The sequence below is a fragment of the Nonomuraea sp. NPDC005650 genome, from assembly GCF_040605375.1.
Taxonomy (GTDB): Bacteria; Actinomycetota; Actinomycetes; order Streptosporangiales; family Streptosporangiaceae; genus Nonomuraea.
This window is the reverse complement of the sequence record NZ_JBEXCR010000020.1, coordinates 231,900-251,827: the sequence shown is the minus strand read 5'-3', so window position 1 is coordinate 251,827 and position 19,928 is coordinate 231,900. Positions and strand designations below refer to the sequence as shown.

The following is a 19,928-nucleotide window of genomic DNA, read 5'->3' as shown; positions in this document are numbered from 1 at the left end:
CGTTCAAGTTCCTGTCAAATTGACCGGACTTGCTCGACTTGCGGAAATTAAGACCCGCCCCGTTTCCGGGACAACCCCTCTAACTTACCAGCCCACAGAACCAGACGCGCACGTCTCGCACCGAAGTGGAAGGGAGGTTGCCCCCGAGTGAGATCGACGATCAAGCGCCGCCCTCGCGGGACTGGTGAACTCTATGTACGCCTCCGGGAACCGTCAAATCGATGGTGCGCGCGCCCGCCAGGGGTACGTACCGTCCGTGCGAGACCAACCGGCGCCAAGGGCGCTCATCATCCTGGTGGGCATCGCGGCCGCCTTGATCGTCCTCTACGGGATCCGCGAGGTCGCGTCGATCGCCGGCCCCATCGTGCTGGCCCTGGTGCTCGTCATCGCCGTCTCCCCGGTGCGTCGCAGGCTCGCCGCCTGGCGCGCGCCCACCTGGCTGCAGGTCGCGGTGCCGTTCCTCATAGTGGTGCTCGTGCTCCTCGGCATGGTCGGCATCCTGGTCATCTCGGCCGCCCAGCTCACCGCGCTGCTGCCCTCGTACACCTCCCAGTTCCAGCACCTTGTCACCGACGCACAGCACTGGGCGACCGCGCACGGCCTCAGCGGCGACGTGCTCAACAAAGGGCTGGCCGCGTTCGACCCTGGCAAGATCGTGGAATTCGCGCAGGCTCTGCTCGGCAGCTTGATCGCCATTCTGTCGTCGATGTTTCTCATCGTGGTTCTGCTGCTGGCGATGTGTCTGGACGCGCCGGTGACCGCGAGAATACTCGCCTCCGGCGCGGGCAACGGGGCGCAGATCGTCCCCGCCCTGTCCACGTTCGCGCACAAAACGCGGCGCTATCTGATTGTCTCGACCGTCTTCGGCATCATTTACGCGGTGCTCGACGTGATCGCGCTGTCGCTGCTGGACGTGCCGCTCCCGCTGCTCTGGGGGGTGCTGGCGCTCATCACCAACTACATCCCCAACATCGGTTTCATCATCGGCCTGCTGCCGCCCGCCATGCTCGCGTTGCTGGAGGGCGGGGTGCAGAAAATGTTGCTCGTCGTCGCCGCGTACACCGTGACCAATGTCGTCACGCAGTCGTTCATTCTCCCCAAATTCCTGGGGGACGCCGTGGGATTGACGACGACGATGACGTTTCTTTCGCTGATCGTGTGGACTTTCGTGCTGGGACCTCTGGGGGCACTTCTCGCCATTCCGCTCAGCCTGCTGGCGCGGGCGCTGTTCATCGACAGCGATCCTGCCGCCGGGTGGGCGCGGACGCTGGTGTCGGGCAAGCTACCCCGCGGGTGAGAGCAGGTGGCGCATGGACACCCCGCTCAGCCGCTTGACGTCGTGTGACAGGTGCGCCTGGTCCGCGTAGCCCGCCGTGACCGCCACCTCCGCCAGCGAGACGCCCGCGCGGGCCAGGGTCAGCGCGCGCTGGAAGCGGACGATGCGCTGGAGGATCTTGGGCGAGTAGCCGAACGTGGCCAGGCTGCGGCGGTGCAGGTGGCGCTCGCTGAACCCCAGGTCCCACGCCACCTCGCCGACCGTACGGCCCTTCCTGAGCGCGCCGGCGATGGCCGCTCCCGCGGGATCGGCGGGGACGCCGTGGGCCAGGCGATCCCTGACCGCCGAGAGCATCGCGTCAAGCCGCCGGGAGGACACCGCGGAAGACACGGCGGAAGGCACGGCGTCCGCGACACGCGGCGATGGGATCCCGGACGCCGGAAGCCCAGACGAGGGGAGGTCTGACGGCGCAAGCTCTGACGACGCGAGCCCAGACAACAGCAGGTCGGGCGGCGCAAGCCCAGACAGCGGAACCCCAGACGACGGGAAGTCGGACGGCGGAAGGTGCTGGTCGCGCAGGGTCGGGAGCGGGAGGTCGGACAGCCGGACGCGCTGGTCGCGCAGCTCCTGGAGGGGGACGCCGAAGAGGTCGCCCACCGCCCCAGGCTTGAAGCGGACGCCGACGAACGTGGCGCCGGAGGCCATCGGGGTCGGCATCGGCCCGGTGTCCGGACCGGCCACGAACAACCCCTCCGGCCCCCAGATCAGGTCGACGCAGGCGTCGGGCACCACGAGCTGCGTGGCGTCGGCCTCGCTGACCTGATGCCACACGCAGGCGAGGCGGCCCGCGAGGTCGGCGGTCGGAGGCCGTTCCACGTACATGCCTCCAACGTACTCCGCCCCACCGACAGCCTCACGGGGAGAAGCCCGGCGGCCTCACAGGGAGAAGCCCGGCAGGCTCACGGGGAGAAGCCCGGCAACCTCCCGTACGCCCGCAGCGTCTTGAGCCGTCCCACGGTGAGGTAGCCGCCCCATTCGTGCTCCACCACCGGCGTCCACATCAGCCAGTTCCCGCTCCAGCCCCCGTCGTCGGACTGCGCGCGGATCAGGGCGTCGAGGTGGGCGTCCAGGACGTCCTGCGTGAACATCGGAAGCCGCAGCGGCGAGGACGCGAAGTCCAGGGGGAAGTGCGCGTCCCCGGGCGCGCCGGGATCGAACGAGACGGTCGCGAGCAGAGCGTCACGCAACCGTGCGAACTCCGCCTCCGCGCGGGAGCGGTCCGGCACCAGGTCCAGGAAGGTCACGACGGCGCGGGCCTCGTACGGGCTGGTCTCGGTGAGGGCGGCGATCCGCGACCAGCAGAAGTCGGTGGCGGCGGCGAGCCAGGGATGCGTGCTGCCGTGCTTGTGCAGCAGCCCCGCGATCGACGCGGTGGGGATGAGGTTCCCCGGCGGGTCGTCGGGAGTCTCCCACCACGGGGCCCGGGGCGTGTCGCGGACGGACGGCAGCACGAACGGCACGCCGCCGTCGGGCGTGCTGACGCCGGTCAGGTAGTCGCAGGCGGCGGCCACCATCGGCGAGTCGAACGCGTCCAGCTCGTCCAGGATCCAGAAGGCCACCTCGACCGGCTCCGGCTGGCTACCCGCGCCGCGCAGGTCGGGTTCGAGCGCGTTGCCGAAGCCGCCGTCGGCGTTCTGGTAGCAGCGCAGCACGTCGAGCACCGGTTCGCGGGGCCCGTCCCGGAACAGCGTCGCGAACCGCAACCTGTCGATCAAACGGCCGTGGAGCTGCAGATATCTCTCTGCGCGGTCGATCACATCCATGACGGCGAAGCTACTCCTTACCCGGGGCAGTCTCTTGTCGAAATCGGACAAGCTCACGGAGTGGCCAGGGCCTCCGTCGGCGACATCCGCGCGGCCCGCACGGCCGGGTAGAAGCCCGCCACGCCCCCGATGACCAGCGTGGCGAGGACGCCGCCGAGCATGGCCCAGACCGGCACGATCGCGGGCCAGCTCTGGAAACCCGCGTACGCCGCCGTGACGCCGATGCCGAGCAGCACGCCGCCCACGCCGCCGACGGCCGACAGCAGCAGCGACTCCGCGAGGAACTGCACCCTGACCTGGCCGCGCGTGGCCCCGAGGGAGCGGCGCAGGCCGATCTCGGCGCGTCGCTCCAGCACCGAGATGACCATGGTGTTGGCCACGCCCACGCCGCCGACCAGCAGGGCGACGCCGCCGAGGCCGAGCAGGAGCGCGTTCAGCGTGGCGTCGGTGGCCTGTTTGGCGGCCAGCACGTCCGACGGCCGCGACACCTCGACCTCGTTGGGCGTCTCCGGGTTCGCGGTGGCGGCCAGCACGTCGCGGACGGCGGCGACGTGCTGCTCCTGCGCCCTGGTGTAGATCGTGGTCGCGTACCCGTCGAAGCCGAGCCGCTCCTCCGCGACCGGCCAGCCGACCAGCGCGGCCGTGTCGAGCTCGGGGGCCAGCGGCGCGGACGCGAGCACGCCCACGACGGTGAACCACCGCCCGCCCAGCCACACCCGCTGGTCGGGACCGGCCTGGGCGACGCCGAGCCGGTCGGCGGCCTTGGCACCGAGCACGGTGGCCGGGTAGCGGTGGGTGGCCTCGTTCAGCCAGGCGCCACTGACGACGGTGGCGCCGACGTCCTCGATGAGGTCGAGCCGGGCGGCGGTGACGGAGACGCTGCCGGTCTGGGCCTCGGGGATGTGGTCGTTGCGGTAGACCTTGGCGGCGGTGGTGCCGGTCGCGGTGACGGCGGTGACCGGGCCGATCTGGCCGATCATGCCCTCCGACTCTGCGGGCAGGTGGGACCTCTCGCCGAACAGGGTCTGGCCGGGCGAGACGGTGAGCAGGTTGGTGCCCAGCGCTTCGAGCTGCCGGTTGAGGTTCTCCTGGCTGGAGGCGGAGATGCCGACGACGCCGAGCATGGCGGCGATGCCGATGGCGATGCCGAGCGCCGACAGGAACACCCGCAGCGGCCTGGCCCGCAGGCCCGCCCCGCCGACCCTGATCACGTCACGCGGCCGCATCCGGGCCGCTACCAGCATGCTCATGTCCGAACTCCATCGACCACTCGACCGTCCAGCATCTCGATCTGCCTGGGCAGCGAGGACGCGATGTCGCGGTCGTGGGTGATGACGACCACGGTGGTGCCGCCCGCGTTCAGCTCGCGCAGCAGCTCCATGACGCCCGCTCCCGAGCGGGAGTCGAGGTTGCCGGTGGGCTCGTCGGCCAGCAGCAGCCGCGGCTCGCCGACCACGGCGCGGGCGATGGCCACGCGCTGGCGTTCGCCGCCGGACAGCTCGTGCGGACGGTGGCCGAGCCGGTGTCCGAGGCCGACGCGTTCGAGGGCGTCGTACGCGCGCACCCGCCGCTCCCGCAGGGACGGGCCCGCGTACAGGAGGCCGTCGGCCACGTTGTCCAGCGCGGGGACCCCGGCGGCCAGGTGGAACTGCTGGAACACGAAGCCGATGACGTTCGCGCGCAGCGCGGAGAGCTGTCTGTCAGTGAGCGAGCCCACGTCGTGTCCCGCGATGCGGACCAGGCCGCCGGACGGGCGGTCGAGGGTGCCGATCATGTTGAGCATGGTCGACTTGCCTGAGCCGGAGGGGCCGACGATGCCGACGAGCTCGCCGTGCCCGATGCCCATCGAGACCCCGCGGAGCGCGGCCACGTCGCCGTAGTCCTTGCTCACGTCGTGCAGTTCGACGATCACTTGGGCACCGCCACGGTCGTGCCCTCCTGGACACCGGTGACCTCGACCTGGCCGTCGGCGAACATGCCGGTCTCGACCGCCGCGTAGCGGGTGGCCGGGCCCTCGACGACCTGTACGCCGTAGCCGCCCTCGGTCAGCGCGAACAGCGCGCCGACGGGGACGGCCAGGACGTTCTCGCGCTGGTCCGAGACGATCGTGACGTCCACGGGGGCGGCGTCGTACGACTTCTTCAGCCCGCGCACCGACACCTCGACCTCGACGGTGGTGGTCGTGTCGTTGCCGGAGCCGGTCTCGGTGGCGACCTTGCCCACCCGGGCGATCCGGCCGCTCACCTCGGTGCCGTCGGGCAGCTCGACGGTGGCCTTCATGTCCTTCCTGACCAGGTGTTCGTCGGCCACGTCGAGGTTGACGAGCACCTGGCGGGTGGTGCCGGTGGCGGTCAGCACGGGGCCGCTCGCGCTGTCGCCGAGCGCCTTCTTCAGGTCGGCGACCCGGATGGGGCCGTCGGCGACCACGACGTCGCCCGGCAGCACCTTGCCGGTGACGTCGAGCCCCAGGTCGTCCTGCCAGTCCTCGACCGCCTCCCTGGTGGCCCAGGTGAACTCGCGGTCGACGTCGAAGCCGGTGTAGCCGAGCTTCTTGAGGTTGCGTTCGAGCAGTTCCACGTCCTTGCCCTCGACGCCGTCCTCCAGGGTGCGGTAGAGGGGCATGGTCCCGTACAGGAGGGGGCGGCGGTCGGCGTCCACGCTGTAGACGCCGTGGCCGCGGGTGATCGTGGTGCCCTCGCCGGGGAGCCAGGTGATCGTGCCCTGGGTCTTGCCGGTGACGGTCAGGGGGGCGCCGTAGCCGAGGGTGCCGTCCACGGTCCTGGTCTCGGTGAGGGTCGTGCGGGTCACCTTGGCGGTGGCCGGGGGCGTACGGGTGGCGGCGGCCGTACCGGCGCCGTCTCCGCCGAAGCCCACGGCGGCCGCGGCGACGGCGGCGGCGAGCAGCGCGGCGCCGCCCGTCCACGCCAGCGCCCGCAGGGGGCGGCGACGGCGCGGCGGCAACGCGCGCGTGGCCGCCGCGGGCTCCTTGACCTGCGTCACTTCCGCTCCCCCAGCTTCGGGAACTTCTTGCCGCAGACCTCGAAGGCCTTCTTGAACGTGGGGTCGTTCCGGTCCAGCTTCTGCGCGGTGCCGCTGGAGAAGCTGCCGTCGGGGTTGGGGTCGGGCCAGTCCACGCCGTTCTCGCGCATGCACCTGGCCAGCTCGCGGAGTTGGTCGACCTGCTGCGGGTCGAGGTTCTTGCGGTCTTTGAAGGGGGCGTACGCCTGGCAGGCCGTGACGGCGTCCATGACCTTCTTCTTGTCGGCGTTCTCGCCGATCGCCTGGAGGCCGCCGCCCCCGTCCGGGTCGGGGTCCTCCATGGGGATCCCGTGGTCGCGCATGCACTGCGCGAACTTCCTGCCCTGCTCCTGCGGGTCCGTCGTGCCCGTCGGGGCGGCGCTCGCGGAGGGCTTCGCGGAGGAGCCCACGGCCACGGAGGCGACTCCCGTGTCACCCTGCCGGCTGCCGCAGCCGACGGCGAACGCGGCCAGCAACGCGGCCGCGATGAGTGTCTTCGTCATGCCTCCGAATGTGCCGAGCTCCGTTCAAAGCGGGCTGGGAGCCGCCTCGGAGCCAGGTAGGAGGACACGGAACGTCGCGCCCTCGCCTGGCGCGGTGTCCACCTCGACGCTGCCCCCGTGGGCGCGGACGATGGCGGAGACGATGGCCAGGCCGAGCCCGGCGCCGCCGTCGGCCCTGGATCTGCCCCGGCCGACGCGGTAGAGGCGGTCGAACAGGTGCGGCACGTGCTCGGGCGGCACGCCGGGCCCGGTGTCGGACACCTCCAGCACGGCCAGGCCGTCCGATCTGCCGACCTTGACGGTGACGGACGCGTCGGGGGGCGTGTGGCAGAGGGCGTTGCCGACGAGGTTGGCGGCCACCTGGCGCAGGCGGGCGTCGTCGCCCGTGATCGTCACGGGTGCGAGGGGGCCGTCGAGGGCGGCGAGCCTGACCTGCCGGTCCGGCGCGCGTACGCGGGCGTCGCGGATCGTGTCGGCGGCCACCTCCAGCAGGTCGACGGGCCGCCGCTCGATCGGGCGTTCCTCGTCGAGCTGGGCCAGCGTGAGCAGGTCGTTGACCAGCACGCCCATCCTGGCGGCCTCGTCCTCGATCCGGTGCATCGCCTCGCCGTCGTCGCCGCCCCTGCGGTGCAGCTCGGCGAAGCCGCGCACGGAGGTGAGCGGGGTGCGCAGCTCGTGGGAGGCGTCGGCGAGGAAGCGGCGCATGCGGGCCTCGGAGTCGGTCCTGGCGGCGATCTCGGACTGGAGGCGGTCGAGCATGACGTTCATGGCGCGGGCCAGGCGGCCGGGCTCGGTGTGCGGGTCGTCGGCGGGCACCCGGCGGTCGAAGTCCCCGCGGGCGATGTGGCCGGCCGTGGCCTCCATCCTGGTCAGCGGGCGCAGGCCGAGGCGTACCAGGGCGCCGGCGGCCAGGCCGATCAGGAGCAGCACGAACGCGCCCACCGCGACGAAGATGGCGATGGCGGAGTTCTGGGTCTGCTCGACCTCGGCGAGCGACTGGGCGAAGACCAGGGTGCTGCCGTCGGACGCCTTCACGGCGCGCACGCGCCAGGATGGCCCCGAGGTGCCCGGCGCGGTGTAGTTCTCGCCGGTCCTGCCCTCGTCGACGACGGGGCCGGGTTGGCCGGAGGCGGCGCCGAACCTGTACTGCAGCGTGCCGTCGGAGCCGAACACCATGATCTGCTGGATGGCGGCGACCCGCTTCGTGAGCACCTCGGAGACGACGTCGTTCATCGGGGAGGCCGTGAGCGTCCGGATCGACCCGAAGAGCTGGCCGTTCTTGATCGTGGCCATCTTGGTGAGCTGTTCGAGCTGCTTGTCCACCCGGTCCGTCAGGCTGCCGCGCAGCAGTACGACGCCCGCCACGGTGGAGAGCACCAGCCCGAGTGTGGCGACCCCGAGCACGGCCATGACCAGGCGGGTACGCAGGGTCCAGGTGGCGGGCCTCACCTCGGGGTCCTCAGCGTGTAGCCGACGCCGCGCACGGTGTGGATGAGCTGCGGCTCCCACTTGTCGATCTTCTTGCGCAGGTAGTAGACGTACGACTCGACGATGCTGGAGTCGCCGTCGAAGTCGTAGTGCCAGACGCTGTCGAGGATCTGTGCCTTGCTCACGACCCTGCCGGCGTTGGTGAGGAGATATTCGAGGAGGTTGAACTCGGTGGGCGACAGGTCCACCGGCACCCCGGCCCGGGACACCTGGTGGGCCGCGGAGTCCAGCTCCAGGTCGGCGTAGCGGAGCACGTCGTTGCGCGGCGTCGAGCGGCTGCGGCGCAGGATGGCCCGGATGCGCAGCACCACCTCCTCCAGACTGAACGGCTTGGCCACGTAGTCGTCGGCGCCCAGCGTGAGGCCCTGGACACGGTCCTCGACCCGGTCGCGGGCGGTCAGGAACAGCACGGGGATGCGCTCCCCCAGCCGCCTGGCGACCTCGAACCCGTCGAAGTCCGCCAGCATCACGTCGAGCACCACGATGTCGGGGTCGAACTCCCTGGCGGCCGTCACCGCCTCCGCCCCCGTCTCCGCGGTCCTGACCTCGAAAGACACCAGCCGCAACGTCTGGGAGAGCAGGGCGCGGATGTTCGGCTCGTCGTCCACGACGAGCACCCTGGCCGGTCGGTCCATGGCTAAAGGTCTACCCGAGCCACTTCAATGCGGGCTCAAAGCGCTCAGGGCGGCCCCGATTTAATTCCGTTGCCCGGACGGCGGGCCGCTGCCTACTCTGGCCGGCATGACAAGCATGTTCTCCTGCCAGGTTTTCATTCGCATCCGCCGCGGCCGGGCTCTGGCCCGCTAGCGGACGCGATCACCTGAGGCTGTAGCGTCCGCACGCGAGCCCAGGGCCCTTCGAGACCTGTCAATCTCGAGGACCCGAAAGGGCGAGTGCTGTGGCGCAGAATTTCGCGCACGGAAACTATTCGCATACTCAGCGTAAAGCCAGGAATGGCGGCGGCGGTCGCACGCCCAAAGACCGGGCGAGGCGTACGCTCTCGCAGAATTTCCTGGCCGACAGGCATGCCCTCGACCTGATGGTGAAGGCCGCCGCGCCCGAAGGGCTCGTGCTGGAGCCCGGCGCCGGGGAGGGCGTGCTCACCTTCGCCCTCGCCGACGCGGGCGCGCGGGTCGTCGGCTACGAGATCGACCCGATGCTCGCCGGGCGGCTGGCCGCCCGTACGCGCAGCGATCCCAGGATCAGCGTGGTCAGGGGCGACTTCACGGCCGCGCGGGCGCCCCGCGAGCCGTTCGCGGTCGTGGGCAACATCCCGTACTCGATCACGTCGAAGATCGTGGACTGGTGCCTGCGGGCACCGGAGCTGACCTCGGCGACGCTGCTCACGCAGCGGGAGTACGCCCGCAAGCGGTCGGGCGACTACGGCCGCTGGAGCCTGGTCACGGTGGAGTCGTGGCCGTGGTTCCACTGGCGGCTCGGCGACACGATCGGCAGGGAGAGCTTCCGGCCCGTCCCGTCCGTCGACTCGGCGATCCTGCGCGTCCAGCGCAGGCCCGAGGCTCTCGTTCACGGGCGCCGCTCCTATCAGGAGCTGGTCGAGCTGGGCTTCGGCGGCGTCGGCGGCTCGGTGCGCGCTTCGCTGAAGACCCGTTACCAGGGGGTGGACGCCGCTCTGGAGGCGGCGGGCGTGGCCCGCGACGCCGTCGTGGCCCACGTCCACCCCGACCAGTGGATCATCCTGTGGGAGCGCCTATGCGGGTGACTTGACCCTGGCCCGGCCCGAAGGGCCGACCAGGGGAGCCAGTCCTGGGGCCGTGGCCGCGACGCGGCGGCCCCAGGGCATGGCCAGCGCCAGGATGGGCAGCAGCACGATCGACGCCCGCGACCAGTCCTGGTGCAGGTACCACCAGCTGTTGACGTCGAACTGGGTCATGTAGAGGTAGCCGTATCCGGACCAGAGCGACACGCCCACGATGGCCGGCCAGGCGAACCTGGTGGGCCGGGCGACCAGGAACGGCATGAACCACATCAGGTATTGAGCCCCGAGCCGGGGCGTCACGACCATGAAGACGAGCAGGACGGCGGTCGTCATGTCGATCGGGTCGGCGCGCCGCCAGTAGAGCACGGCGGCCACGACGCACAGGTAGATCAGGTTCGTGCCGAACGAGGCCAGGTCGGGCCGCAGCGCCCAGTCGCCGCCGGTGTACCAGGGGGTCCAGCCCCACTCGCCGACGATGGGGCGGATGTCGCGGATGGTGTTGATGACCGCGGGGATCTGGTTGAGGGACGTGCCCGCGAAGACCGGCAGCGTGACCAGGAAGAACAGCGGCACGACCCCGGTGGTGAACAGCGCGGCGACCCGGGAGCGCAGGTTGGGCAGGAGCAGCAGCATGCCGGGGATCAGCCAGATCGGCCAGCTCTTCGCGCACAGCGCCAGGCCCATCAGCACCCCGGCCAGCGCGCCCCGCTTGAGGTCGGCCCGGTCGCCGGGGCCCGGCAGCAGGGCGCGGTGCAGCAGGCCGCCCCGGCCGATCACGCGCGGGATCGAGGAGCGCACGCCGTACGCGGCCACGCCGGCGCGCACCCGGGCGACCACGTCCGTCGCGATGCCGGGACGCTCCAGCGAGCCGGAGCCGCGGGCGACCACGAACGCCGCCACGCCGAACACGAGCGCGACCGGCTCGACCTGGCCGTGGATGGCGGCGATCATCAGGGCGAGGGGGTTGAGCGCGTACTGGAGGGCCCGCAGCGACGCCTTGGGGCCGCCGGCCAGCTTGGCCACCAGCGGGATCAGCGCGATGTCGGCGACCACGGTGACCAGGCGCCCGGCGTACTCCCACGGGATGCCGAGCCACAGCAGGATCCCGTACACGTAGGGGATGGTCGGCAGGAAGTGCCAGCCGCCCTCGCTGGCCAGCACCGGGTCCTGGCCGCGCAGCACGGCCTCGCCGGCGGGCTTGAAGCTCTCCATGAAGTCGACGGGTTGCCACGAATCGATGGCCGAGGTGTACATGATGAGCAGGCGTACGGCCACGCCGACGACGATGGCGACGACGAGCGGTGGACGCCAATCCCGCCATTGGGCGACTAGAGCGAGTACGACACCGGCGACGAGGACTATCCCCGTGAGAACTGCGTAATCCATGGCGGCCTCTAGCCTGCCGTAACAGCGGCAGTGGTTGCCACCAGGGCTTCCAATTCTTATCCCCGACATGCCGATACGTATGGCGATAGAGCATCACCCTCTGTGTTGAACTTTTTCCATGGGGGGATCGCAGGTCAACCAGGCACTGGTCAGGCTCTATTTCGAGGTGCGGGACGGGGTCCGTGACCCGGTTGCCGCCTGGGCGAAACTCACAGGGAATTCTCAGCAATATCGGCCGTTCAGAGGGGAGCGGCGAGTGCCGCTCGACGACGCCATGGCGGCCGAGCTGACGGCGGCGGCGATGGTTTACACCGCCGCGTGTCACGGGGCCGATCGGGTGGCGGCGCTGTCCACCTCGCCGCTGGCCGGGCTAGTCGCCGACCTCGGCGGCGCGGTGCTGACCGAGCATCCGTGCGCCCCGGAGCAGGTGCTGGGGCCGGGGTTCGCGGGCCCGGGGGCCGACGACTGGGCGCGGGCGGCGTACGTGCTGCTGTGGGGGGAGAACAACCGGCTGGTACGCACGCCGGACACGCCCTGGGTGATCGCCGGCCGGTACAAGGGGCAGAAGGTGGTGGCGATCGGCACGCATCCGACGCGGTTGTCCGACGAGACGCTGGTCGTGCGCCCCGGCACGGACGGGGCGCTCGCGATGGCCATGGGGCACGTGCTGCTCAAGGAGTTCTTCCTGGACCGGACGCCGTTCGCCGAGCACGCCATGGAGCGCACGGACCTGCCGTTGCTGGTGCGGCTGCGGGAGCGCGAGGACGGCTACGTGCCGGGCGGGCTGCTGGGGCACGGGTGTGACCGGCTGAGCGTGTACGGCGGCGAGGCGGTGGAGGTGCTGCTGCCGCGCTTCGACGACGGGCCGGGCGTGCTGCGGCGGGGTGTGCCGGTCCTGCGGGACGGCGGCGAGTTGGTGACGACGGTGTTCGATCTGCTGCTGGCCGTGTACGGGGTGGTCCGGCCGGGCTTGCCCGGCGTGTGGCCGTCCGGGTACGCGGACCCGGACGAGCCGTACACGCCAGCCTGGCAGGAGGCGTGCACGGGGGTGGCCGCGTCGCGGACGTTGAAGATCGCGCGGGAGCTCGGTGTGACGGCGGAGAAGACCGGCGGGCGCTGCCTGCTCGTGCCGGGGCGGCTCGACACGCCGCACGCCGACACCGCCTACCGGGCGATGCTGGCGCTGCTGGTGCTGACCGGCTGCGGCACCGGGTGGGCGCAGGCGAGCGGGGCCGGGATCCCGCTGGTGCCGTACCTGTGCCTGCACGCCTGCGGCGAGGACCGCGCGGACGTGGGCGCGCTGAGCTGGGCGCTGTCCGAGGGGCTGTTCGCGCGCCGGACCGCGCGCTCGGTGCTGCTGGAGGCGGTGCGCGACGGCTGGCCGATGGCGCCGCCGCCGCGCGTGCTGGCCCTGCCGCGGCCGATCTACCCGCTGCCGCCCGATGTGGATCTGCTCATCGGGCCCGACGACCACTGCGACCTGTCGTCGCCCGACACCGGGCTGGTCGCGCAGGCGGTCGCGCGCCTGGCCGGGCGGGCCGCTCCGGTGCAGGAGGGCGGCCCGCCCGGCGGCGGGCGGATGCGGCTGCTGGTGGACCACGCCTGGATGCACGAGTACGGCGAGGCGCTGCCCACCTACCGGCCGCCCGGCCTCGGCATCCCGCTCAAGCCCACGCAGCTCGTCACGTGAGACCGTTCAGGTACGCCCGGTGGCTCCGGGAGAACTCGAAGCCGTTGAACTTGTCCCAGTTGATCGACCAGGTCATCAGGCCGCGCAGGTTCGGGTAGACGCCACGCGGCCGGTAGGTGCCGCAGTTCGTCCCCTTGGCGAGGCAGTCGAACGCCTTCTGCACCTCCGCCACCGTGGTGAACCCGTTGCCCGCGTTCGGGGAGGCGGGCAGCCCGATGGCCACCTGGTCCTGGCGCAGCGGCGGGAACACGTTGCCCGCGTTGCCCATGATCGGGAAGCCGGCCAGCAGCAGGTCCGTCATGGCCACGTGGAAGTCGTGCCCGCCCATCGTGTGGTACTGGCCGTCGAGGCCCATGATCGGGCCCGAGTTGTAGTCCTGCACGTGGAGCAGGGTCAGGTCGTCGCGCAGGGCGTGGATGACCGGCAGGTACGAGGCGCTCCTGCTGTCGGCCGTGCCGTTCGGCCCCGGGCCGTAGAACTGGTAGCCGAGCTGGACGAAGAACGTCTCCGGCGCCATGGTCAGCACGAATCTGGAGCCGTAGCGGCTCTTGAGCGTCTTCAGCGCCGAGATCAGGTTGACGACGACCGGGGTGGTCGGGGCGGCGAGGTTCGTGTCGCCGGGGTTGAGGTAGAGCGAGTGGCCCTCGAAGTCGACGTCCAGGCCGTCGAGGCCGTACCGGTCGATGATCGCGGCCACCGACTCCACGAACTTGTCGCGGGCCGCCGCGGTCGTGAGCTGGACCTGGCCGTTCTGGCCGCCGATCGAGATCAGCACCTTCTTGCCCTGCGCCTGCTTGGCCCTGATGGCGGCGACGAAGTCGGCCTCGGGCTCGACGTTGGGGCACTCGGCCGCGGGACACTGGCGGAACCTGATGTCGCCCGAGGTGACCGAGGTGGGCTCGCCGAAGGCGAGGTTGATGATGTCCCACTCGTTCGGAACCTCACTCATCCGGATATATCCGGATCCGTTGGCGAATGAGGCGTGCAGGTAGCCCACCATCACCCGCTTCGGCAGCCCGCCGCCGCCCCCGCCGCCGCTCGTCGTGGTGCCGCTCGCCTCCGGGGTGTAGGCCGAGCAGTTGCCCGCGGCGTCGCAGGCGCGGACCTTGAAGCGGTACGTGGTGGCCGCGGCGAGCCCGGTCGCCTGGTGGCTCGTCCCGGTGACGGCGACCGGGGCACCGCCGTCGCGGGAGACCTCGTAACGGGCCACCCCGACGTTGTCCGTGGCCGCCGACCAGCTCACGGTGAGGCTGGAGCTCGTGGCGCCGCCGACGGAGACGTTGCCGGGGACCGTCGGGGCCTGGGTGTCCGGGGTGCCGCCGGGGCCGTCGAGCACCACGTCGTCGGCCAGGTAGGCGCCCTGGCCGTACCAGCCGTTGACGTACACGGTCACGGACGTGGTCGAGGCGCCAGTCGTGAAGGAGGTCTTGAGCTGGCTCCACGCGGCGCCGGGCGTGCCCCACGTCTGCGGGTCGGTGCCGCCGGTGCCGGTGGCGCCGAGGAAGACGTAGTTGCCCTGGACCCAGGCCGAGAGCTGGTAGGCGGTGTTCGGCTTGACGGTGACGGTCTGCTGGCAGCGGGCGTAGTCGCTGCCCTGCGGGGTGGCCTGGAGCGCGCGGGTGCCGCCGTGCACGGGCGACGACACGGCCTGCGCGCCGGACCCGGCGCCGCACGTCCAGCCGCTCAGGCCGGACTCGAAGCCGGGGTTGGCCAGGACGTTGGCGGCCGCCGCCGGAGTGGCGTGCAGCGCGACGAGTGCCAGGGCGAGCGCGACCGGTCCTCGGAGATTCATGCGATACCTCCATGCGGCCCGCCCCGGCGCGGGGGGCGGGCCGCTCAGCGGGTCAGAATCCGGCGGTGATGCGGGTGAACTCCCAGTTGGCCTGCGAGATGCCGCTGCAGTTGGAGACCACGCCGCCGCCCGGGCAGGGGCGGTCACGGTTGACGGCCCAGTAGGCGAGCCTGGTCAGGCCGTGCGAGTTGGCCCAGTCGCGGATCTGCGTCCACGTGGACGGGGAGGTCGTCTCCTGCTGGTCGGACAGGCCGTTCATGCCCGAGATGCCCATGTGCGCGTACGCCTGGGCGTCGGTCCATCCGAACGCGCTCTTCAACGCGTTCTTCAGGCCCTCGGAGGCGTTGACCGTGTCCTGGTACATGTTCGAGCCGCCGAAGTCGAACGGCATGATCGTGTAGTTGTCGATCGGCACGCCGAGCGCCTTGGACTGGTTGATGAGCCGCACGCCGGGCGCGGTGGGGCCGGTCTTGGAGGTGCCGAAGGTGACGACGACCTTGACGTTCGGGTTGTTCTGCTTGACGATCTTGAGGCCGTTCAGGATGCGGTCCTGGACGGTGTAGTTCTCGAACTCGTCGGTGTTCTCGATGTCGAAGTCCACGACGGCGGGGCCGACGGCGTTGATGACCTGCTGCACCGCGCCCGCGAACGCCTGCGGCGTCGAGCAGTTGGGGCCGAGCTTGTTGCCCTGCCAGCCGCCGAAGGAGATCTGGACGCTGCCGCCCTTCGACTTGATCGTGTTGATGGCCTGCTGGTCGGCGCCGCCGGTCAGCGGGCGGTTGCCGTCCCACGCCGGGCTGCAGCCGCCGCCGGACAGGATGAACGCCATCGTGAACGACTTGACGCCGGTCGCGTCCATCACGGTGCCGGGGTTGGGCGGGTCGCCCCAGCCCATGTAGAGGTAGGGGGCGCCGGGCATCTTGGTCCCGCCGCCGCCGGTGCAGCCGGAGGTGGTGGCGGTCGCGTCACGGCCGGCCGACTCTCCCGCCGAGTTGTACGCCTTCACCGTGTACGTGTGCGTCGTGCACGTGCCCAGCCCGGAGACGGTCGCGCTGGTGCCGGTAACCTGGGCGCGCTGGGTCGAGCCCTCGTACACGCGGTAGCCGGTCACGGTGCCGGACGAGGCGCCCCAGCTCAGCGAGATGCTGGAGTTCGTCACGGACGTGCTGACCGAGCCGGGCTGCCCGGGCGCGCCGGGGTTGCCGCCGCCCGAGCCGACCTTCCACAGGGCCGGCACGTTGGGCGGCTCCCAGCCGGGCTGCGAGGTGTGGGCCTGGATGCACACGTAGTCGACGCCGTTGTAGGTGACGACCGCGCCGATGGCGTACGAGGTCCACGGGGCCCAGGCGGCGGCCAGCTGCTGGACGGCCCCGAACGCGGCGGGCGCGGCGGTGAATCCGGCGCCGGTCAGCGCGAGGGCGATTCCGGCGAGTAATGCGATGAGTTTGCTGCGAAATTTCATGGCATTCCCTGGAGGTGGGGCTTGACGGTCTTGGAGAAGGACCAGTTGTTGCTCGCGTCCCAGTTGATGGACCAGGTCATCGCGCCCCTGATGTCCGGGTAGGCGCGCGGTGGCACGAAGGTCCCGCAGCTGGTGCGCTTGGCCAGGCAGTCGAGCGCCTGGTTGACGAGGGAGGGCGCGACGACGCCGCCGCCCGCCGCGCCCGGCCCGGCCGGCAGGCCCAGCGCCACCTGGTCGGGGCGCAGGCCGTTCTCGAGCTGGATGCAGGCGAGGGCGGTCATGAAGTTCACCGAGCCCTGGCCGTACGCCTGCGCCTGGTCGCAGCCGAGCATGGACCCGGAGTTGTAGTACTGCGTGTGGACGACCGTGAGGATGTCCTTGATGCTCAGGGCGAGCTTGAAGTACTCCGCCCCGGTCGACTGCATGTCGATGGTCTGCGGGGCCATCGTGATGATCAGCCCGGAGCCGGCCTTCGCGCGCAGCGCCCGCAGCGCCTGGGCCATGTAGGTGGCGTTGAGGCCGTTCTCCAGGTCGATGTCCACGCCGTCGAAGCCGTAGGACTGCATCAGCGCGTACACCGTGTCGGCGAACTTCGTCGCGGCGGCGGCGCTCGCGACCTGCACCCGCCCGGCCTCGCCGCCCACGGACAGGATGACCTTCTTGCCCCGCTGGTGCAGGGCCTGCACGTCGGCCTTGAACTGGGCGTCGGTGTAGCCGCCGACGGAGGAGGCCAGCCCGGGGTCGACCGCGAAGACGACCTCGCCCGCGGTGGCGGTGGCCTCGCCGAACGCGATGGCGATCAGGTCGTACTCGTTGGGGACGGCCGACAGCTTGAGCTCGGCCGCGGCGTTGGCGAAGTTGTGCCAGTAGCCGGTGAGGAAGTGCTTGGGCAGGGTCCCGCCGCCCCCGGTGCAGCCGGTGGTGGTGGCGGTGACCGGGTCGCCGGCGTCCGACTCCCCGACGGAGTTGTACGCCTTGACGGTGTAGGTGTGGGTCTCGCAGGCGGCAAGCCCGCCGATCGTGGCCGAGGTGCCCGTGACCGTGGCCTTGACAGCGCTGCCCTCGTAGACGCGGTAGCCGGTCACCGTGCCCGAGGACGCCCCCCAGCTGAGGGAGATGGCACTGGCGGTCGCGGTGGCCGAGGCGGCGCCCGGCCGGCCCGGGGCCCCTGCCGTCGAGCCGCCGCACGAGGCCCCGTTCAGCGTGCAGCCGGTGATGCCGGGGAAGTTGCCGGGGCTGCCGTTGAAGCCGAAGCTCGCGCTGGCGCCGGGCGCGAGCGTGCCGGCCCAGCTCGGGTTGGTGAACGTGTAGTGCTGCCCGCTGCGGGACATGACCGCGTCCCACGCGGACGGGATCGAGTAGCCGGCCGGGACGTCGAACTGGACGTTCCAGCCGTTCATGGCCGTGGTGGTGCCGTTGGTGACGGTGACCTTGCCCTCGAATCCGGAGCCCCAGTCGGAGACCTTTGCGAAGGTCGCGGTGGCCGAGGCTGCCTGGGCCGGGAGGGCGTACAGGGTGAGGGCGAGGGTGGAGAGCACCAGGAGGATCGCGCGAGGTCTCACGAGTTCTTCCTTCAGGGGTGACGTGCCGTACGGCTTGCACCGGGGGGTGAGAGCGCAAGCCGTACGGCACGGGCCCGTGGAGGTGGGCACGGGCCCTTGGGGGGGTGTGTGCGCAGACCGGTGATGGAGGCTTACTTTTAGGAAAGTTTCCTAAGAGTTGTCGCGATCGTAGCCTTGACAGCCCGTCCTTACAAGACCCAAACACGACTCCGCCGCACAGGATGGGGTTCCTGTGCGGCGGAGTGGCGGAACGGTCTACGGCTGCTGGGTGATCTTGACGTCGTCCACGCCGGCCTCCACCAGGGAGGCGCCCGAGGCGTCGGCGGCGTCGATGAGGATGCGGACCGTCTGGCCCGCGAACGCGTTCAGGCCGGCCGTCGCGGTGGCCCAGGCGCCGTTGCGGTTCGAGGCGGCGCCCGCCTGGTTCAACACCGTGGTCGTGGTGCTGCCGACCACGCGGACCCGGAAGTAGTCGGCGCTGGAGGCGTTCGAGCCGTGCGCCAGATACCACGAGAACGACAGGTTCAGCGCCCCCGTGGACGGGAGCGTGATCGGCGGCGACTGGATCGAGGAGACGCCGCCGTCGAGGTCGAAGTCACCGGCGGCCGTGCCCGCCAGGCGGCCCGTGACCAGGTCGTTCGTGCCGCTCACCGTGGTGCCGAGCTGCTTGGCGCCGCTGGAGGTGGTGTCCTCGGGATCACCGCGCTCCCACTGGCCGGTGGTGGCGGTGTCGGCGCTCGACGGGTTGGCCGTCCAGCCGGTGGCCGTCTCGAACGTGTCGGAGTAGACGGTCACCGGCGGGGTGCCGGTGCCGCAGTACTGGGACTCCTTGCCGATGATCCGGTAGACGCAGTCCGAGTATTCGAGGAAGCGGAGCACGGCCTCCCTGTTGCGGGTGGTCTGGGGGACGATCTGTTCGTCCGGCGGGTAGAAGCCGGGGTTCGAGCCGGTCGGGTACATCTCGAACGTGAAGCTGAAGATCTTGTAGACGCCCCACATCCAGTCGTCGATGGTCCCGTCCGTGATGTAGAGGTCGCTGGCCTGCTCGGGCGTGTAGTTGTTGGTGGAGGCCATGTTCTGGCCGAGCGTGGCGTGCGCGTCCCGGTCGTCCTGGGTCAGGCCGGGCGCGGTGTCGGAGAAGGTGTAGCCGTAGGGCCACAGGACCAGTTCGCTGTAGGTGTGCCAGTCGAGGTTGGTCTTGATCTGCTGCACGCCTCCGACGACCCGGCTGCGTACCCAGTCGGCCGCCGCCTTGACCTCAGGAGCCGACTCGGCGCTCGCGCCCCGGTACGTCTCGCTGGACGTCGTGCCCGACGAACCGCCGCAGCAGCCCCAGTTGTAGCCCCAGTTGCGGTTCAGGTCGGTGCCGACGGCCGACGAGCCGGAGTTCGGCTGCCGGTTCTTGCGCCAGGAGCGGTAGGAGCCGGTGGCGATGTCGTACTCGCCGCCGTCCGGGTTGAGGTCCGGCATGATCCAGATCTCTCTGGTGTTGACCAGGTTGGTGATCCGGGCGTCGGTGCCGTAGTTGTCGGCCAGCAGGTGCATGATGTACAGCGCCATCTCGACCGTCAGGTGCTCGCGGGCGTGCTGGTGCGCGGTGAAGAGCACCTCGGGCTCGCTCTCGTCCGTGCCCACGTTGTCGCTGATCTTGATCAGGCGCAGCGCCCTGCCCTCGTACGAGGTGCCGAACGTGGTCTGGCTGACGATGTTCGGATGCGCCGCCACCAGGGCGTTGATGTCGGCGGTCATCTCCGCGAAGTTGTGGTAGCCCGAGTCCGCCGGCGGGAAGTCAAGCGCCCCGACGCCGGACGGGGGTGTCGGGCGCGGCGCCTCCGCGACCCGGTAGCCGAGCCGTCTGATGGCGGAGATCTCGGCTTCCGTGGCCGTGACCAGGACCGAGTCCTTGGCCACCTCCTCGATGGCCGCTCCGGTGGCCGCGACGGCGCTGCGCTGGCGCGCGTCCGCCGGGCCCTGCACGCGGTACTGCTTGTTGGCCGGGGGTTCCGCGGATGCGCCCGCCCCTGTCATGCCGGTCAGGCTGATCAGGCTGAGGGCTGCCAGCAGGATGACTAATCGGTGTCGCACCTCGTCCTCCTCGGGCGCTCGGGATCGGATGGTGTCCGGCGCCTGAACCGAGATTGAAGACGTTGCCTCCCGGAGGAAAGGCCCAAAGTTACGGACAGGCACCATCCCCCTGACAGGTCGATG

Annotated in this window: 16 protein-coding genes; 3 read left to right on the top strand and 13 right to left on the bottom strand. The window is 70.9% G+C overall.

Features of this window, described 5'->3' with window-relative positions:
- Window positions 1-295: 295 nt before the first annotated feature.
- Window positions 296-1,297: an AI-2E family transporter gene (locus ABZS69_RS33110; protein WP_355379264.1), complete on the top strand. Its 1,002-nt coding sequence runs from the start codon at window positions 296-298 to the stop codon at window positions 1,295-1,297.
- On the opposite strand, the gene ABZS69_RS33105 is transcribed toward ABZS69_RS33110, so the two are convergent.
- The 8 genes from ABZS69_RS33105 to ABZS69_RS33070 form a co-directional block, all read right to left on the bottom strand.
- Entirely contained in the window at window positions 1,283-2,158 is an 876-nt protein-coding gene (locus ABZS69_RS33105) for a helix-turn-helix transcriptional regulator (protein ID WP_355379263.1), read from the bottom strand. The two genes, ABZS69_RS33110 and ABZS69_RS33105, sit on opposite strands and share 15 nt — an antisense overlap.
- 77 nt (window positions 2,159-2,235) lie before the next feature.
- Complete coding sequence (locus ABZS69_RS33100; RefSeq protein ID WP_355379262.1) at window positions 2,236-3,099, bottom strand: hypothetical protein; 864 nt, start codon at window positions 3,097-3,099, stop codon at window positions 2,236-2,238.
- A 53-nt stretch (window positions 3,100-3,152) separates the two neighbouring features.
- Entirely contained in the window at window positions 3,153-4,349 is a 1,197-nt protein-coding gene (locus ABZS69_RS33095; RefSeq protein ID WP_355379261.1) for an ABC transporter permease, read from the bottom strand.
- Window positions 4,346-5,008, bottom strand: coding sequence for an ABC transporter ATP-binding protein (locus ABZS69_RS33090; RefSeq protein WP_355379275.1), 663 nt, complete (start codon window positions 5,006-5,008; stop codon window positions 4,346-4,348). The genes ABZS69_RS33095 and ABZS69_RS33090 overlap by 4 nt, the downstream gene beginning before the upstream one ends.
- Complete coding sequence (locus ABZS69_RS33085) at window positions 5,008-6,099, bottom strand: peptidoglycan-binding protein (RefSeq protein WP_355379260.1); 1,092 nt, start codon at window positions 6,097-6,099, stop codon at window positions 5,008-5,010. Before ABZS69_RS33085 ends, ABZS69_RS33090 begins: the two co-directional genes overlap by 1 nt.
- A complete protein-coding gene (locus tag ABZS69_RS33080; RefSeq protein ID WP_355379259.1) occupies window positions 6,096-6,620 on the bottom strand; it encodes a hypothetical protein in 525 nt (174 codons plus the stop codon). Before ABZS69_RS33080 ends, ABZS69_RS33085 begins: the two co-directional genes overlap by 4 nt.
- Before the next feature lie 24 nt (window positions 6,621-6,644).
- The gene (locus ABZS69_RS33075) at window positions 6,645-8,069 is read right to left on the bottom strand and encodes a HAMP domain-containing sensor histidine kinase (protein ID WP_355379258.1); all 1,425 of its coding nucleotides are present in this window, start codon (window positions 8,067-8,069) and stop codon (window positions 6,645-6,647) included.
- Window positions 8,066-8,743, bottom strand: coding sequence for a response regulator transcription factor (locus ABZS69_RS33070; protein WP_355379257.1), 678 nt, complete (start codon window positions 8,741-8,743; stop codon window positions 8,066-8,068). Before ABZS69_RS33070 ends, ABZS69_RS33075 begins: the two co-directional genes overlap by 4 nt.
- A gap of 263 nt (window positions 8,744-9,006) precedes the next feature.
- On the opposite strand from ABZS69_RS33070, the gene erm reads away from it, so the two are divergent.
- Window positions 9,007-9,831 carry an ErmE/ErmH/ErmO/ErmR family 23S rRNA (adenine(2058)-N(6))-methyltransferase gene (gene erm / locus ABZS69_RS33065; RefSeq protein WP_355379256.1) on the top strand — a complete coding sequence of 275 codons (825 nt, stop codon included), beginning with the start codon at window positions 9,007-9,009 and terminating at the stop codon, window positions 9,829-9,831.
- Here the strand turns inward: erm and ABZS69_RS33060 are convergent.
- Entirely contained in the window at window positions 9,820-11,214 is a 1,395-nt protein-coding gene (locus ABZS69_RS33060) for a hypothetical protein (protein ID WP_355379255.1), read from the bottom strand. The genes erm and ABZS69_RS33060 overlap by 12 nt on opposite strands.
- 256 nt (window positions 11,215-11,470) lie before the next feature.
- Here ABZS69_RS33060 and ABZS69_RS33055 point away from each other — a divergent pair, with 256 nt between their 5' ends.
- Window positions 11,471-12,904: a molybdopterin-dependent oxidoreductase gene (locus ABZS69_RS33055; RefSeq protein WP_355379254.1), complete on the top strand. Its 1,434-nt coding sequence runs from the start codon at window positions 11,471-11,473 to the stop codon at window positions 12,902-12,904.
- On the opposite strand, the gene ABZS69_RS33050 is transcribed toward ABZS69_RS33055, so the two are convergent.
- From ABZS69_RS33050 to ABZS69_RS33035, 4 genes are all read right to left on the bottom strand, one after another.
- Complete coding sequence (locus tag ABZS69_RS33050) at window positions 12,897-14,696, bottom strand: glycoside hydrolase family 18 protein (protein WP_355379253.1); 1,800 nt, start codon at window positions 14,694-14,696, stop codon at window positions 12,897-12,899. The genes ABZS69_RS33055 and ABZS69_RS33050 overlap by 8 nt on opposite strands.
- Before the next feature lie 52 nt (window positions 14,697-14,748).
- Window positions 14,749-16,158: a carbohydrate-binding protein gene (locus ABZS69_RS33045; protein ID WP_355379252.1), complete on the bottom strand. Its 1,410-nt coding sequence runs from the start codon at window positions 16,156-16,158 to the stop codon at window positions 14,749-14,751.
- Window positions 16,155-17,720 carry a cellulose binding domain-containing protein gene (locus ABZS69_RS33040; protein WP_355379251.1) on the bottom strand — a complete coding sequence of 522 codons (1,566 nt, stop codon included), beginning with the start codon at window positions 17,718-17,720 and terminating at the stop codon, window positions 16,155-16,157. The genes ABZS69_RS33045 and ABZS69_RS33040 overlap by 4 nt, the downstream gene beginning before the upstream one ends.
- A 255-nt stretch (window positions 17,721-17,975) precedes the next feature.
- A complete protein-coding gene (locus ABZS69_RS33035; protein WP_355379250.1) occupies window positions 17,976-19,805 on the bottom strand; it encodes a M14 family zinc carboxypeptidase in 1,830 nt (609 codons plus the stop codon).
- Between the last annotated feature and the right edge of the window lie 123 nt (window positions 19,806-19,928).

Coding starts and splice junctions, on each gene's coding strand:
- ABZS69_RS33105 (WP_355379263.1), bottom strand. CDS start 2,158: ATGTACGTGGAACGGCCTCCGACCGCCGACCTCGCGGGCCGCCTCGCC.
- ABZS69_RS33045 (WP_355379252.1), bottom strand. CDS start 16,158: ATGAAATTTCGCAGCAAACTCATCGCATTACTCGCCGGAATCGCCCTC.
- ABZS69_RS33100 (WP_355379262.1), bottom strand. CDS start 3,099: ATGGATGTGATCGACCGCGCAGAGAGATATCTGCAGCTCCACGGCCGT.
- ABZS69_RS33050 (WP_355379253.1), bottom strand. CDS start 14,696: ATGAATCTCCGAGGACCGGTCGCGCTCGCCCTGGCACTCGTCGCGCTG.
- ABZS69_RS33060 (WP_355379255.1), bottom strand. CDS start 11,214: ATGGATTACGCAGTTCTCACGGGGATAGTCCTCGTCGCCGGTGTCGTA.
- ABZS69_RS33070 (WP_355379257.1), bottom strand. CDS start 8,743: ATGGACCGACCGGCCAGGGTGCTCGTCGTGGACGACGAGCCGAACATC.
- ABZS69_RS33080 (WP_355379259.1), bottom strand. CDS start 6,620: ATGACGAAGACACTCATCGCGGCCGCGTTGCTGGCCGCGTTCGCCGTC.
- ABZS69_RS33095 (WP_355379261.1), bottom strand. CDS start 4,349: ATGAGCATGCTGGTAGCGGCCCGGATGCGGCCGCGTGACGTGATCAGG.